This is a genomic window from Clostridium minihomine (genome assembly GCF_900240385.1).
GTDB classification, from domain to species: domain Bacteria; phylum Bacillota; class Clostridia; order Oscillospirales; family Acutalibacteraceae; genus Faecalispora; species Faecalispora minihomine.
Genome location: NZ_OEQH01000001.1, coordinates 133,476 through 148,804 on the forward strand (window position 1 = coordinate 133,476; position 15,329 = coordinate 148,804).

Annotated in this window: 12 protein-coding genes; 5 read left to right on the forward strand and 7 right to left on the reverse strand. The window is 42.7% G+C overall.

Going from position 1 to position 15,329, the window contains the following annotated elements; genetic code table 11:
* Positions 1-359: 359 nt before the first annotated feature.
* From C1A02_RS00635 to C1A02_RS00650, 4 genes are all read left to right on the forward strand, one after another.
* On the forward strand, positions 360-1,118 hold the full coding sequence (locus C1A02_RS00635) for a class I SAM-dependent methyltransferase (protein ID WP_101696282.1): 759 nt from the start codon (positions 360-362) through the stop codon (positions 1,116-1,118).
* A gap of 173 nt (positions 1,119-1,291) precedes the next feature.
* Positions 1,292-1,930: a hypothetical protein gene (locus tag C1A02_RS00640; RefSeq protein WP_101696283.1), complete on the forward strand. Its 639-nt coding sequence runs from the start codon at positions 1,292-1,294 to the stop codon at positions 1,928-1,930.
* A gap of 206 nt (positions 1,931-2,136) precedes the next feature.
* Positions 2,137-2,853, forward strand: coding sequence for an MBL fold metallo-hydrolase (locus C1A02_RS00645; protein ID WP_101696284.1), 717 nt, complete (start codon positions 2,137-2,139; stop codon positions 2,851-2,853).
* Positions 2,854-2,994: 141 nt separating this feature from the next.
* Entirely contained in the window at positions 2,995-3,633 is a 639-nt protein-coding gene (locus tag C1A02_RS00650) for an SGNH/GDSL hydrolase family protein (RefSeq protein WP_101696285.1), read from the forward strand.
* A 179-nt stretch (positions 3,634-3,812) separates the two neighbouring features.
* Here the strand turns inward: C1A02_RS00650 and C1A02_RS00655 are convergent, their stop codons facing one another.
* The 6 genes from C1A02_RS00655 to C1A02_RS00680 form a co-directional block, all read right to left on the reverse strand.
* Positions 3,813-4,493 (reverse strand): CatB-related O-acetyltransferase, encoded by a 681-nt coding sequence (locus C1A02_RS00655; RefSeq protein ID WP_101696286.1) that lies wholly within the window; start codon positions 4,491-4,493, stop codon positions 3,813-3,815.
* Positions 4,494-4,787: 294 nt separating this feature from the next.
* Positions 4,788-6,746, reverse strand: a complete 1,959-nt coding sequence (locus tag C1A02_RS00660; RefSeq protein WP_101696287.1) for a vWA domain-containing protein — start codon at positions 6,744-6,746, stop codon at positions 4,788-4,790.
* 13 nt (positions 6,747-6,759) lie between these two features.
* On the reverse strand, positions 6,760-7,998 hold the full coding sequence (locus C1A02_RS00665) for a hypothetical protein (RefSeq protein ID WP_101696288.1): 1,239 nt from the start codon (positions 7,996-7,998) through the stop codon (positions 6,760-6,762).
* A complete protein-coding gene (locus C1A02_RS00670; protein ID WP_243577867.1) occupies positions 7,995-10,106 on the reverse strand; it encodes a P-loop NTPase family protein in 2,112 nt (703 codons plus the stop codon). The genes C1A02_RS00665 and C1A02_RS00670 overlap by 4 nt, the downstream gene beginning before the upstream one ends.
* A 258-nt stretch (positions 10,107-10,364) precedes the next feature.
* On the reverse strand, positions 10,365-12,158 hold the full coding sequence (locus C1A02_RS00675; RefSeq protein WP_101696289.1) for an oleate hydratase: 1,794 nt from the start codon (positions 12,156-12,158) through the stop codon (positions 10,365-10,367).
* 294 nt (positions 12,159-12,452) lie between these two features.
* The gene (locus tag C1A02_RS00680; protein WP_101696290.1) at positions 12,453-13,022 is read right to left on the reverse strand and encodes a TetR-like C-terminal domain-containing protein; all 570 of its coding nucleotides are present in this window, start codon (positions 13,020-13,022) and stop codon (positions 12,453-12,455) included.
* A 308-nt stretch (positions 13,023-13,330) separates the two neighbouring features.
* Here C1A02_RS00680 and C1A02_RS00685 point away from each other — a divergent pair, with 308 nt between their 5' ends.
* Positions 13,331-13,942 carry a uracil-DNA glycosylase family protein gene (locus tag C1A02_RS00685; RefSeq protein WP_101696291.1) on the forward strand — a complete coding sequence of 204 codons (612 nt, stop codon included), beginning with the start codon at positions 13,331-13,333 and terminating at the stop codon, positions 13,940-13,942.
* A 148-nt stretch (positions 13,943-14,090) separates the two neighbouring features.
* On the opposite strand, the gene C1A02_RS00690 is transcribed toward C1A02_RS00685, so the two are convergent.
* Positions 14,091-15,026 carry an alpha/beta hydrolase gene (locus tag C1A02_RS00690; RefSeq protein ID WP_101696292.1) on the reverse strand — a complete coding sequence of 312 codons (936 nt, stop codon included), beginning with the start codon at positions 15,024-15,026 and terminating at the stop codon, positions 14,091-14,093.
* Positions 15,027-15,329: the final 303 nt, after the last annotated feature.

Below are 15,329 nucleotides of genomic sequence, written 5' to 3' on the forward strand. Positions count from 1 at the left end.
CTTTTCTATTTTTATTACAACCAGAGAATCAGGCTGTATGCTTTTTCAAAGGCTAACCACCTTTTCGCTTAACCACAAGCGGTAATGCGGGCAGAGCTTTAGTTTGCGTTTGCAAGACTGGTTTTGTCTTTAGATTCTATGTATGGATTGCTTAATACCAATGAAGTTGAATAAGAAAATGAAAGAAAAATCCATTCTGCAAAAATGGTCTCGCACATAAAAACAAATTCGCTTGCTTTGAGCAGATGAACTGTGTTATCCTTTCACCATGAAAACCAGTCGGCAGAAAAACCGGAATGCCCTGTATAATAAAGTGAGCATGTCAGACAAAATTCAATTCACAGAAAGGCAGAGTTGCGATGCTGAGTTATTATGGTAGATTATCTTCTGAAGTATATGATATGGATAAGCCCATCGGCCATTCTTTTGGAGATGTGGAATTTTATAGGGAGCGGTTAAAGACATGCACTGGGCCTGTTTTGGAACCGGCAACAGGAACCGGCCGGATACTGATACCGCTTTTAGAACAAGGTATTCAGGTTGCGGGATTTGACAGCTCAAAAGAAATGCTGAATCTTTGTCGTCGTAACTGTAAAAAAAGGGGGTTAAGCCCAAAACTTTTTGAGGCAAAGATGGAGTCTTTTTCAGAAGACACAAAGTATGATGCGATTATCGTGCCAACCGGAACTTTTCTTTTATTGCATAAACGCGAAGATTCCATTCAGGCATTACAAAACTTTTATCAGCATTTATCAAATCGTGGCAGACTGATTCTTGACCTGTTTTTGCAGACAGATATTTCAATCGGAACAGTTTCCACAAAAACCTGGGAATGCCCGAATGGGGATATTATTACCTTAGAAAATAAAACAGTGGAAGTCGATTATATCAATCAATACACGATATCTCATGGAAGATATGAAAAGTGGCGGGAAGGTGTGCTTCTGCAAACGGAATTAGAGTATTTTCCATTGCGATGGTATGGGGTAGAAGAGTTTCGATCCATCCTGGAATGGATCGGATTTAAAGATATTGTTATTTCTGCCGATTATCAATGGGGGCAGTATCCTTCCAGTCCAGAAGCGATTGTTACGTTTGAGGCGGTTGCTGAAAAATAAAATGCCATGTTGCGAATCGCGTGGATCCTATTATGGTGCTGCTGGTGAGCAGACGCATTAAAATGGTGGTTTCCCAAGCAAATCTGAATTACGGTAAGTTTGTAATTGATTGCAGGCAGCAGATCATAAAGCTATTAGCACTTTATTGGTAATTGAGGGAGGGGTGAGATGTCATGAATATTAAAAAGATTGAAAAGCTTTCCAGTATGCCGTTGGACAAAGTAAGTGGCACAAATGATTGGTATTTTTCTGCTGAGTGGACAGGGGATATATACGAAGCGGAAGAAATGCTTCAAAGAGGCAAAGAGTTTGAAGGTTCGACCATGCATCTGATACATTATCCCGATGGAAAAGTGTTTACACCGTTTGAACGGAAGAAAAATGTTTACATCCAGCGTCCTATTTGGGATCAGGGCTTTATCGCTGTATTAACAGTTGATTTTAACAGCAAAGAGATCTCGATATTTCATGTGCAGCCAAGCGATTGCTCGATGCAGCGCATTGCCAACCTGCCGTTGTCATCTGTAAAAGATTGCTATAATATGCATCTGAGCCTAGAACCGCTTTCTTTATACCGGCATGGCTCTGATGGGGAATTTGAACTGATTTGGCCAGAGAAAGTATGCTTTCAGGTGGATGCATCCGAAAGTCTGGTTCACCGGGATGGTGATGTTCTATACTTTTCGAAGTGGTATGAAGATATGGATTATCGAGAAGAAATTTGTGTCCGAAGCGTTCATACCGGTGAGGTCGTTCGTCAGTTTCCCGGAATATTGTACGATATGCCGGATGGAACCTGGTGGTTGATGTAGAAAAATAAATGAATCAAAATAAGCTGATTTGAGCCGGGTAGCTGCCTTTTATCACTTTTAAATAAATCATAAAAGGCAATGAAAACAGTCAGGTCAGGCATATTTTTTTCTAAAAAGTAATGTTTGGCCGATTGCTTTTACACAATCATCTGTTTTGAAAGATGAGGACTTGGGTCACAATACCAAGATAACAGGAGAATTATTTTATGCAGTTAAAGCAGTTAACCGACCGCGTATTTTACAGTACGCATCGAAAAGAGGCGGATCGACCGGCTCTTGGATATATTAACGGAAAAAAGTATTCTTTGATGGTGGATGCAGGCAATTCAAAAGCGCATGTGGAATTATTCCATGAGGCGATCGCAGAAAGAGGAATGCGAAAACCGAATTTTGTTGCAGTCACTCATTGGCACTGGGATCATACCTTTGGCATGCACGCCGCAGAAGGAGTGACCATTTGCCATAAAAAGACCAACGAAAAATTAAAGGAAATGGCGCAGTGGAAATGGACCGATTCCGAAATGGCAAACAGGCTGCAAACACAGGTGGAAATTGAATTTGCAGATACCAGTATTCGGAACGAGTATTCCCGGCTTGCTGAGATACAAGTGGTGACTTCCGCTGTGACGTTCCATGAAACGATGGAAATTGATTTGGGAGATATTGTTGTAGAGTTACATCATATCCCGTCACCCCACAGCGAAGGCTGCATCTGCGCATGGGTTCCTCAGGAACGCGTATTGTTCATTGGCGATGCAATTGGGGTGGACTATTACAATCATTGCTCTTTGGACAAAGATAAGCTACAAGCTTTGACGAAAGCTATCACAGCCTTTGATTTTACAGTATGTGTGATGGGACATGCAGAACCGATGGGCAAACAGGAAATTCTGGATATTCTATCCTCTTTGCAGGCGCGATAAGAAAACAAAAAATCTAAAATACATTCGGTCAACGTTTTTTCGGCCGAACATTTCTGGTCTGTTCCGATGGCCTTGCGCTTGGGATGGACGAGCTGCGGCTCTCGGTATTTTGCATTTCTTTTATAAGGGGGAAGAGAGCAAATGAATCCATTTTTTAAAACCAATTCGGTTGTTTTGTTTTATGGGGATTCGATTACGGACGCTTCGCGAGTGCGGGAAGTACCGGATCATCTGGGGAACGGCTATCCGGCCAAAATCGCCGCCCAATATCGCATGCTGTTCCCCAATGCCAACGTTTCTTTTTTGAATCGAGGGGTTTCCGGCGACACCAGCGCCGATCTGCTAAGGCGTTATAACAAAGATGTTCTGGCTCATAAGCCGGACTTTATTTCGATTTTGATCGGAATTAACGATACCTGGAATGGCTGGGTGGAAGGCAGTCCTGTTTCAGAGCAAACCTTTGAGAAAAACGTGCGCACTTTGCTGGAAAACCTGCGCTGTGATCTTCCGGATACCCAAATGATGCTGATGGTTCCATATCTGCTTTCTTCGGATCCGCAGAAGGCAAGCTGGCACGTGGATTTTGACCCCAAAGCAAAGGTGATTCGCCGGCTGGTTGGCGAATATGCGGATTATTCCATTGACCTGCCGCTCCTGTTTGCCCGGCAAATGGAACAGGGCATTCCTGCTGAAATTATTTCTGAGGATGGGGTTCATCCGCTGGATTACGGCCATAGCCTAATTGCAGAAGCTTATCTAAAAACCCTTGGCATTCTGTAAGCAGGGGATTGGAATATGTATTTTTAAATCAAACTTAACACATGGTTCGAGAAAGGGGTAACTGCTACCAAAGCAAAAGCCCTGTGTTTCTGGAAACAACCGAATAAAAAAGAAAATGCACCTCAATTGAGGTGCATTTTGCTTTTGTGGTAAAAAGGCAAATACAATTCAGAATCTTCTTATTGTATCTGTAATCTATCTTTTATTTGTTTTTTGACTGAGGATAAATCCGAGTCGCACAGAAGGGGCAGCGCCTTCACCAATTGTTCCGGCTCAAAGTCCCACCACTTCAGTTTTAAAAGAAGCTCGATTAACTCTTCGTCTTCAAAACGCTTTTTTATTATTTTAGAAGGATTGCCGCCTGCGATGGTATAGGCTGGAATATCATTAACGACCACTGAACGTGACGCCACAATGGCTCCGTCGCCAATTTTAACCCCAGGCATAATCAAGCATTCCCGTCCAATCCACACATCATTTCCAATGATAGTATCTCCTTTAAAAGGAAGCTCAGAAAGATGGGGGGCGGTGTTTTCTGTCCATGCGCCGCCGAATACGTTAAAAGGGTAGGTGGTGACACTGCTCATGCGATGATTGGCGGGGTCCATCACAAACTGTGTTCCGCTGGCAATGCAGCAGAATTTTCCGATGATCAGCTTATCTCCAAAATCAGGCCAGTTGTACAGAATATTGCTTTTTTCAAAGCCTGTGGGATCCTGAACATCATCATCATAGTAAGTGTAGTCACCGATGATAATATTCGGTGCGGTAACGATATTTTTCAAAAAACAAGTAGTTTTATACTCATTTGCGAAAATAGCATTCGGGTCGGGAATTTGATTTTTTATTGGATTACTCATAGATTCATTCTCCTTAATTTTTTATTTTTCAATCACCTCCAGATAGATTTGGTTCTCTAAAAAATAATGGCTCTTTTTTTGCGCATCTCTTTTATCAATTTACGCACTCCTTTTTCGAATAAAAACGAGAGTATTATAGCATCTTTCAAAATTTATGTCGAGTTTTTGATGCCCTTCGCTCAGGGGGACAGGAATACAGCTATTCTCTTGAAAAAAATCCGCCTAAAATATTTGGGAACCAACCATGCCGGAATAAAAACCTGTGGGTATTCTTTCTTTAAAACCAAAGAATATTTAAAATGCCCCAGAGCGCGAATGAAAAACAGACTGCATATTTTTACCAACGGCTTTCAGCAGCTCTTTTGGCAGTTTTTCTACCTGCTCCCCAATCATCACTCCACGGGGCTGTTTGTATCCTTCGTTCCAGACAAAATCAAATATTTTTTCATTGGTGCTGTTGTTCTTTCCGATTTGAAAGGCGTAAATTTCAACGTTTTTTGACAGCAAGTCCTTTACCGCTTCTTTGGCAGAACCAGGAAAACTGGAAGCGCCATCTGTAATTTCAAAGATAATTTTGATTTGTTTTCCCTTTTGCAGTTCACTTTGCTGCAAAGGTGTAATGCGGCTGCAAATTTCTCGCAGGCAGGCGGCGTCATCTGTGGCTCCATCTGTTGCATCAAGTTTGACAATAGAGCGGATAATATCACTTTTTTCTTTTTCTTTTGCACTTTTATCGTTAAATTTTTTTACATGATAATAGGCACTGCCAAAAAACCAGGTTTCGCTTAAAACAGACACTTTTTGATTGAGCTGTTCCGCATTGCTTTTTAAATATTGGTTAAAATCATCGATGGATAAAAGTGTTACGGCCAAGGCTTTTCTGGCAGCTTCTATTTTGGACGCGTTCATCGAACCGGAGTTGTCGATCACAAAAGAAATCTCAATTCGTTCCGGCAAGATATTTGCCTGGGGTTCCAGAACATATCGGTTAAAAATGGGAAGATTTTTGTAATTCCCCTTTTTTTCTGCTTCGGTTAACTCCGGATAGGAGTGAATCAGGCTGTTGACATCCAGTTTTCCTTTGATTTGATCTTCTTTTTTGACGCTGACTTCTTTTTTGGCGTTGCCGATTAGCTTTTTCCAAAATTGCCGCATTTGATCTCGTTCCGCTTTCATTTGCTTGGAATAGAATTGAAACAATTGCTGATCCGATTGCGTAATTCCATAGGGTTCTAAATTCACCTTACCCAGCATGGCATTTTGAATGCTTTCACTTACCTGGTCTTGCTGCTCCAGCATATCTTCTAAAATTTGATCAATTTCTTGTTGTGTGGACTCTAAAGAATCGGGAACCTCTTTGGATGGGGAAGGTTCAAAGGGAGGGCTGTTTCCTTTTCCCGGTTCTCCGGTTTGCCCCACAGAAGGCGAAAACTCCATTTCTTCGATCTCGTCTTTCCACAACTGCTCAAAGGTTGGAAAAACAAAAGAGCGCAAGAAGGGATCCCTCTCTAAAATTCCGGCGCCCTTGTTGATTTGCCGAATGAGTTGATTGGAAACAAAATCAAATAAAGGCTGATGAAATATTGTTTGTTCAAAGGGGTTTTGTGTCCAACTGTCTGCTTTGGGTTGGGTTTGATAAAGTTCTATGAGGGTAAAACTGTTGGCAAACGCCCGGTGCCCGGGCAGTGGAGCAATGGATTCCAGTGTTTTGCCGTTTTGCTTCATCGAGAGAACTATTTTCTCAAAATATTCTTTATCTCTATAGATGGGGCACAGCTGAAGAACTCTTAAAAATGAGGTGTAATAATCCATGACATGCAGGAATTCCAGAATCTCTTTTCCCACATAGCGGGAAAGCACGGGGGGCTGATAAGCAGGATCCTTTTCTAACGACTCAGCTTTTACTTTGCTGAGAAGATAAGCGGTCATGCGATCGATTTCTTTTTGCCAGCCTTTTTTTCTGTATCGATATTTTCTGGTTTGCTTTTTCCAGTCGGGGTATAGGGCCAGTTCATAATAGATATGCCACAGAATTTGATTCTCATCTAATTCCCGCTCCAAAAAACTTTGCAGCGGCAAATAGAGCACACCTTTGGCCGGATCTAAGCGAAAACGCTGTAATTTTGCGTCGGGCAAATACAGTAAACTGGGATCCCCGGTGAAAGTTGCTAATGCACGTTGCTCTTTCTGCAAAAATTCTTCGCAGTGCCTTTGGGCTTCTTCGATTAGACTTTGCTCATCCCATTCAAACATCGCCATTCCCCCCTTATTGATACAACGGCAGATCCCATAAGTCTTTTGGGGTATCAATTCGATTTATGTGTAAGAAATTGAATGTTCCATCCAGATCCATCAGCAGGTAATTTGATTTACTGAAGGGCAAAACATTGGTAAAAAAACGATCGTTGACCGTTGCACCTTCATTAAGAGCCCAATTTCCGAAATTTTCTTCCAGTAAATACAGAATGCCGTCTTCGCTTAATAAGATGGCCGTCCCTTGCTGAGACTGAATGTCAAATAGATTTCCCTTTAAATCTTCGCGGTGCATTTCTATGACTCTCTTACCTTGGCGGAAAGAAACCGCTGCAAGGCCGCCCTGATCGCCAATTGCTATCAGCGTATTGCGACTTCCTGTTTCGTCCTGCAAGCATTTGATTTGCCGAATTCGGTTTGATAAAATATCTAACGTTTCTTCCGTTTTTAATTTTCCGTTTTCATATTTTACAAAATGCAATTGCCCCTGATTGGTTCCCACCGCCAAATAATTGTCTTCGATTGTTTCCAAACAGCTTACACCAGAAATAGCGCAGCTTTCCTCGGTATGAAGCACCAGCCGGTACTCCTGATTTTCTTTTTTCAGTTCTAAAATATTCAGCGTATCCTCTGCGCTTTGCATCACGAATATACCATCGCTGATGGTGCAGCAAAGTTCCAATCCCTGAAAATCCGGATCGGTTAGAATTTTTTGAATTGTTATGGGTTCGGACAGATCCGCAATGGCAGGGGAGGACTGGCCGGAAAGCAGATAGCAGCCGCCTCGAATTCCCAAGAGTACCAGCGTTCCATCTTGCAATTTGCTCAGAAAGGGAATGGTTTCGTTGATTTCTTTCAGGGGCAGGCTCCATTCCATTTCTATTTGTTTGGGATCCGAAAACTTATTCATCGAATCCAAAAGGGCAAATTGCACTTGTCTTTCGATGCTGCTCAACAGAAACAGATTTTCCTGTATCCGGGCAAACGACTTTAAAAAACCTTCAAAACCAAAGGCTCCCCGCTGTGAAATCGGGTGAATAGCAAGGGTGGTTTGCTGGATGTTCTTTGCATATACCCGGTAATAGGGAATCAGCTCTGTCAGCAATTGTTCTTCGGCTTTGGCCAGTGCTTCTAATTGTTGCTGAAACTCTTCATCTAATCTTCCGTTTGACTGACATTCGTTCAGTTTTTCTCTCAGCGCCTGAACCTGATTTTTAAACTCTTTTCCGTCAACGGACAAATTCACTTTCATGGTTTTTCACCGCTGTTTTCCAGATACTCTAACAGTGCTTTGGAATGTTCCAAATGAGATACTTTCTGATCAAAATCCTGATATTTTTGTACATTAATCCGCAAAGCGTCTTCCGGCGAGGATTCGAAAATTTCCTTTAGCTCATTTGGCAGTGCTTTTCTGGACGGACCGGCTCCAAACAGAAGATGAACCACGTCGAGAGTGCTGAGTGTTTCCATAGCCGGACGAATATAGTGATAAGGGCGGGTGCGAGTTTCATCATAGGCAGTGGTGGCGGCACCAATGCCTTTGGACTGAATGTTCCAACCTTCTGCCGCAGGAAAAAAGCCAAAGCGCACCGCTTGTGAAAGAATATAGTTTTGATCGTCGGCATATGTGATGGAACTGATAAAACCATCCCACAAAGCTTTGCTCAAATCCTTTTCTTCCCCTAAATTCCAATTGTCTAAAACATGCAGAATATTGCGGATAGACAGCACCGATTCCCTCAGTTCCAGTTCCTCTGTGTTGGCATCCTGGGGGTCATCGGGGTCTTTCCATTTTCCCATAAAGACATTTTGCGTCACCCGGCACAACTGAGAAAAGCGAAACAGTTCTTCTAGGGTTCGTTTGGGATCGGGAAGGGGAAGCCGCCCGGCCTGGTCGGTTAATCGTGCGATTATGATACGAAAAAGTTCGTTCTGTTCCGGGAATTCCTGATCTTCTAAAGCACCGGTGATTTTTTGGGGAACATAGTTGTATTCAAGGGTGACAAAGCGCGATTTAAACGCAGGGTTCAGTTCGTTGGTTCCCTCATAATGAACCATTTGGGTGGATAGGTTTCCGGTACCGATAAATGCAAAACCGGGTTTGATTAAAACTGGGCCAACCCCGGTGATATATGCCGTGCTGCCTGCATGGCGCTGCAAAATATCGTTGAGGGCAATCAGGTTTTGCATAGCAATGGTGTTTAGTTCGTCTACAATAACCGGACGACCTTCTTTTACGGCCATCAAAATTTCCCGTTCGGTTTTCCGGATTTCTGTTCCGAAAGCGCTGTTGCTGGCCACCAATAAATCCGAAAAACTTTTCCAAATCTGAATTTTCAGCTGAAGCTGTTCTTCATTGGTCATTTGGCTCAGTCTTTCCCGGTGATCCCCCATCCACTGATCAAAATCGTCGATGATGCTATTCAGATAATCCACAAAAGAGCCATGGGAAAAGCTTTGCTTGAGATACAAAGTTTTTTCCACAAACATATCTTCATAGGTTAAATTGTGAGAACCAGAGATAAAAAGCGGCTGTAACGATTCCACTTCTTCTTTACTTCCGCTGGCCAATAGGGTTTCATAGTGATTTTTTCGGTCTTCGTTCAGCTCTTTGAATTTTTGGATTGCATCGGCTTCGGTTGCACTGGGGTTGGAACAGTACCATTGTTCCAAGGATTCTTCCAGTTCTTTTTGGATTTTGTTTTGAATGGTGAAATCCAGAGCTGCTTCTGTTGCCAATTGTGTTTTTCCGCTGCCGAGATGCCCGACAATGTAAACCGGAACACCCAAATTTAAAGAATCAATTACTTTTTGCTTTGCGTTTTTTACATAGGGTACTGTCACCAAACGCTGTTGATGCTGTGTTTTGATATCACTGAGTAATTGGCGCTTATAATAAACGGCCCAAGCTTCGGGAGAGCGCTCTAACAGAAGTGCCAATTCTGTTTTCAGCTGGGTGATACAATCCACCCGATATCTGGTAGCAGAGTTGCTTCCATAATGTTTGCTCTTCCTGATTTCGCGATTTAGCCTTCGTTCCCAGCGCAAAAAGAATTCATGGTACTGTATTAAATTTTCTAGTTCCTGTATCTGACAATATTTGTTTTCGCTTTCTTGTTCCACATACGCTTTATATTTTTGATAATATACGTTATCCGGTGCCGCAGTAACCGGTTGGACATTCTCTCTTTTTTCTAATTTGCGAAATGCATGAAAAAAAGAGCGGGTTTCATTTGTGAGGATGTCTTTCTCATCCTCTGATGACTGTACGGCGTTTTGGCGCAATTCATTGTTATACCAACTTTGCATTTCTTCCATGGTGGGAAGATAAGCTGGATCAAATTTATTTTGTTGGCTCACAGAGTTTTCCTCCATTGCATCATGATCTAGAGTCATTATAACAGAAAAACAGCAGATCGTTTTCACGGAATAGCCGCTTTGGTGTGGATTATGATTTCTTATCCTTCCGGCCGCCACACTCGTTATTTTGTTTGTGGCAGTAGAATTTTATCAGGTGTTAAATGACCAAAAACTGGCCAAAGACAGATAAATACTGATAAACGAAAATCCCGAATTTTTGTAAATTCGGGATTTTCATCAGATTATCAAATGAGAGGATTAAAGAATTCCATGTTCTTTTAATAACACTTCAATATCAGTTCCTGCCAGTTGTTTTAAAATCTTGCGTTTTGTCAGAGGAGGCAAGTGCATTTCAAACTTTTCTCCATCCAACAGGCATGTGCCGGCATTTAACAGATAACGGATATCGTATCTGGAACCAAATACTTCCGGAACCCCTTTTTCCACTCCGGTCAAGACGTATACGGCTTCCATTGCGGTACGTCCGGAATACTCAATGGTAAACACGGTATCACGTCCCGGATCATCCAATGTTTCTGCAAACTGACCAAGGAACGCAAAGTTCACCGCGTTCTTCGGAACAACATAAGGCCGATCACCGGATTCACGAACCATAAATTGAGAAGTAATAAACGGCATCATAACAGGTACAGCCGTGCAGGAATCTGCCAATTCTTCTATTTCATTTTCGGGCACGCCCAAATGATACAGCCATTCCTTGGTGATTTCTTTTCCGGTGCAATCTCTCATGGGCTTTTTGATATAGTCGCCGGGGATATCGCTGAATAAACCATAAACCCAAACAATAACGTCTTTTTCCGGCTGGCCGTAATATTGCTCCTGACGGTTGATGGTCCAGCTTGTCAGCCAAGAAGAGTCGATGGCGGTGATAATGCCGCCGGTTACGGTGCGGCCGGTATAGGGGGAACGTTTTGTAATTTTTTCAATGTATTTTGGAACGCGTTCGTCGTGGCAAGTTACAGTGCAGGATTCCCAATTGGATTTTTCGGGATCCGAGCAGAATTTTTCGGGTCTGCCGAATTCCTCAGACTGCGCCGCAATATTTTTCCACAGTGTCCAGCAGCCGCCCGGCTCTTTATTGAAGGGAGCGGGGGTGTTGTCATCACCGTAACCCGATCCTTCGGTCATGGATCCATTGGTGATAAAGACCAAATCGTTCTCGGTCAGGTCAATGGAAATATCTTTTCCGTTTTTATCCACTGCAACGATTTTTTTGGCCGCTTTCTTCTCATTTGTGATTGAGAATTCCACGTTATTGACGGTCACTCCATATTGGAACTTTGCGCCGTGCTCTTCCAGATACTTTACCATAGGCAGAACGAAAGAGGTGAATTGGTCATGGCGCGAGAACTGCAGAGCAGACAGATCCGGCAGTCCGCCAACGTGGTGGATAAAGCGGTTCATGTACAGCTTCATTTCCAGAGCACTATGCCAGTTTTCGAAAGCAAACATGGTTCTCCAATAAGTCCAGAAGTCGCTGTTCAAAAGCTCATCAGAGAAAATATCTTCGATGGATTTGTTTTCCAGCTGATCATCAGACATTGCAACGAAGAAAGCCAATTCTTTTGCCAAATCCTGGCCTAAGTTGAATTTTCCGTTGTCATACCGCTCTCCCTGGTTTTTGGTAATGCGGCAATTGCTGAAGTTGGGATCGTCATAGTTGGTATAGAAGAAGTGATCGAGCACCGTCATGCTGGGATCTTCGGTGGAGGGGAGGGAACTAAAAAGGCTCCACAACACTTCAAAACAATGACCCATTTCACGGCCGCCGCGGGCCACATAACCTGCATTCTGCCGGATGGCACCATCCAAAGAACCGCCGGGAATATCCAATTGCTCTAAGAAGGTAATTTTGCTGCCCTCCATATGAGCATCACGAATCAAAAAACAACCGGCAGCCAACGCACCGATTCCGGTACCGATTAGATAAGCCTGTTTCTCTTCAATTCCCTTGGGCTTTCTGGCATTTACTAAGGAATGATAAGTTCCATGGGTAAGAGTCAGCCGATCATCATGTGTTTTTAATTTCACGTTGATCCCTTCTTTCTAAAATTTTAAAGCGTATTTTATTCTGTTAATCAATGCTTGCGGATACTTTCTGTTTGATCGGCCGCAGCCTATCAGTCATCGAATATCCTTTGTTGATTGGGAAGGATTATACGCAGTGTAGGTTTTCTGTAAATCTATCATATCGGTTTTTTTAGCATCCTTCATTAGGCAAACAGGGTCTAGTGTTCGATTTTTTATCATTTGCTAATTTATGTCTGGGTATTTGGGCGTTTCCATTCGAATGTTTGAGAAAAAACAAAATAAAAAGGCAGGGGATCAGGAGTCGTGCAATGCCGCACTGTGCCTTAAAGATGCCTCAATGTTTCCTGCAAAAAGCTGGCCAATCCGGCGAATGACAGTGTCGGGATCTTCCTTCATGCCGGCGGCAATCCAGCGCAAAACCATTTCGGTCAGGGCACACTGATAGAAAGAAGCGATCAGCTTGCGGTCTTCTTCAGAAGCAGGAATTCCTTCACTCACGTTTTCCACAAAGCGGATCATAACGTTTCCGGCCACATTGTAGATGTAATTTACTAAAGTCTCTCTCTGCATGGAATTATAGACATGATAAACGGCGGTTTTATTATCAACAGCAAATTTGGCAGCCACAATAAAGCTTTCTTCCCAAGAAAGGGTTTCGTTATATTTATCAATGACAATTTGAAGCTCTGTTTGAAAGATTTCTGACAAAAGCACATAAACATCGGTATAATAATAGTAAAAAGTATTTCGATTAATTTCACATGCTTCAGCAATATCCTTAACGGTAATTTTGTTCAGTGGACGTTTGTTCAGCATCTGTACAAATACCTGGCGAATCATTTTTTTGGTATATTGCTGTGCCAAGCTACCGCCTCCTTTATGCTTTGTTTGGTACTCAAAAATTATAGCATACGGCAATTTATTTGCAAATTGCCCCATTTTAATCATGTGGGATATGCCTGGGATTTTGGACGAGCAGTTTGCGGCCGCTGTGCACAAAATGTTTTTTTCTGAATTAGATTGGCAGAAAAACCTTGCTGTATTTCTGGTTTAGCTTCGGATTCTGTGGCAAAGTAAAGTGAAGATATTGTGTGGCAGATGCAGCCGGGTTTATTCAGAGCAGACCAATTTTAAAAATAAAACATCAGAAATAATAAGACGGGATGAGGACAATGAAGCAAAAGAAAAAGCAAATGGAACTTGTTCAGCTGCAAAATCAAATCTTGCAGTGCCGATTATGTCAAGAGGATTTTGGATTTGAACCGCATCCGGTCATACAGGGGAATTCCGGGGCGAAAATTATGCAGATTAGCCAGGCTCCTTCTAAAAAGGTTCATGAAACGGGGCGGCCTTTTGATGATGCCAGCGGAAAAAAGCTGCGCAAAGAGTGGTATGGAATATCTGACGAGGATTTTTATAATCCGAATTGTTTTTATATTGTGTCTATGGCACATTGCTATCCGGGAAAATCGCCTAATGGCGGCGACCGCCGCCCACCTAAAATTTGTTCCCGGCAATGGCTTTTAAAAGAAATGTCTTTGGTGGAAAATGAAATTTATATTATTATTGGAAGCTATGCAGCAGAGTTTTTCTTTCCGGGGCAGAAAATTACCGCATTGGCTTTTGAAAACAAGCAAATCAATGGCAAACCCGCCTATATTCTGCCGCATCCTTCGCCTTTGAACATGAAATGGTTCAAAGATTATCCGGAATTCACCAACACCAGAGTGTTGGAAATTCGAAAAGCAGTGCATCAGGTGTTGGGAATTTCTGAATCGTGCTGATTGTTTTTTCTGGCTTCTCGTGCCCGGCAAAGGGCAGAAAACAAGACCTTCAGAACCGCGTCTGAAGATCCCGGTTTTTTACCAAGGGCAACTGCGTTAGGTGGTTTCACAGCACTGCCATCTAACGAAAAGCCCCATCTGTCCTTTTTTACTGCGGCATATGGCAGTTCAGCCAAGTGATTACATCTGTCATCACTTCATCCCGGTTGGTTTCGTTGAACATTTCGTGTCGGCCTTCCGAATATAGCCTTAGTTCCACATCTTTTACCCCATATCTTTTGTAAGTGCGAAACAGCCGTTTAACGCCTCTGCCGTTTTTCCCTACCGGATCTTTATCGCCGGAAAAGATCAGAATGGGCAGATCTTTTGGGATCTGATTCAGATTTTCACGTTTTTCCAATTCTTTTAGACCAGTGAGAAAATCATAAAAGAATCCTGTGGTAAACACTGTTCCGCAAAAGGGGTCACTGATATATTGATCTACTTCAGCGGTATCTCGGCTCAACCAGTCGAATGAGGTTCGGTTTGGCCGAAAGCGCCGGTTAAAATTGCCGAATAAAAGCTGATCCATTTTTTCACTGGGGGCGGTTCGGCCGTGTTTTTCTGCTTCTTTTTGCGCAATTCGCAGACCCATGTCCAGTGCAATTCCCTGTCTGCCGTTAGAACCGGAAAGAATTGCGCCTTGCAGTTCATTGCCATAAAGCATGATGTACCGCTGAACGGCAAAGGAACCCATGCTGTGCCCCAGCAAAAACAAAGGTAAACCCGGATGCTTTTCTTGGATGATCTGGCTCAATTGATGCAGATCCTGCACCAGCCAGTGAAACCCATCCTGATCCGCAAGGTAGCCCAGTTTTTCCAGTGTGCCGGCTGTTTTTCCATGCCCTCTGTGGTCGTTTGCGTAAACTGCAAACCCCGAATTGGTCAGAATTTTTGCAAACCGTTCATATCGTTTTGCGGTTTCTGCCATGCCGTGGGATATCTGTACGATTCCCTTTATGGTTGCTGGATCTTCCGGAGTCCAGACATAAACAAATATTTCGGTTCCTTCTTCAGACTTAAATCGAAAATCATGACAAACCACAATGATTCCTCCCGTTTTCGTTTTCTTAAAAGATGCTCTTTTTGTTTTGCGCAATAGAATGCCGAAACGTTTTAAATGGTATCAAAGCCCACAAAATAGCTTTACGCTGTTTTTGATGTTGCTATTTTATCTATCGTAACATATCTTGCCCAAATAGCAATCGGCAATTTAATCTGAGTGCATAGAAAGTTGGAATCATCCAATCTTATTTTTATTTTCATAATAAGCACCGAAAAGCATGAAGCGTTCGTGGGGGGACAAGAGCTTAAAATAGAAATCGCCCTCAACAGGCATGAGCCTGCT

What these genes read in the sequence shown, in the direction of transcription:
- C1A02_RS00640 (WP_101696283.1), top strand. Translation starts at nt 1,292, where the DNA reads ATGAATATTAAAAAGATTGAAAAGCTTTCCAGTATGCCGTTGGACAAA.
- C1A02_RS00635 (WP_101696282.1), top strand. Translation starts at nt 360, where the DNA reads ATGCTGAGTTATTATGGTAGATTATCTTCTGAAGTATATGATATGGAT.
- C1A02_RS00665 (WP_101696288.1), bottom strand. Translation starts at nt 7,998, where the DNA reads ATGAAAGTGAATTTGTCCGTTGACGGAAAAGAGTTTAAAAATCAGGTT.
- C1A02_RS00685 (WP_101696291.1), top strand. Translation starts at nt 13,331, where the DNA reads ATGAAGCAAAAGAAAAAGCAAATGGAACTTGTTCAGCTGCAAAATCAA.
- C1A02_RS00645 (WP_101696284.1), top strand. Translation starts at nt 2,137, where the DNA reads ATGCAGTTAAAGCAGTTAACCGACCGCGTATTTTACAGTACGCATCGA.
- C1A02_RS00655 (WP_101696286.1), bottom strand. Translation starts at nt 4,493, where the DNA reads ATGAGTAATCCAATAAAAAATCAAATTCCCGACCCGAATGCTATTTTC.
- C1A02_RS00650 (WP_101696285.1), top strand. Translation starts at nt 2,995, where the DNA reads ATGAATCCATTTTTTAAAACCAATTCGGTTGTTTTGTTTTATGGGGAT.
- C1A02_RS00660 (WP_101696287.1), bottom strand. Translation starts at nt 6,746, where the DNA reads ATGTTTGAATGGGATGAGCAAAGTCTAATCGAAGAAGCCCAAAGGCAC.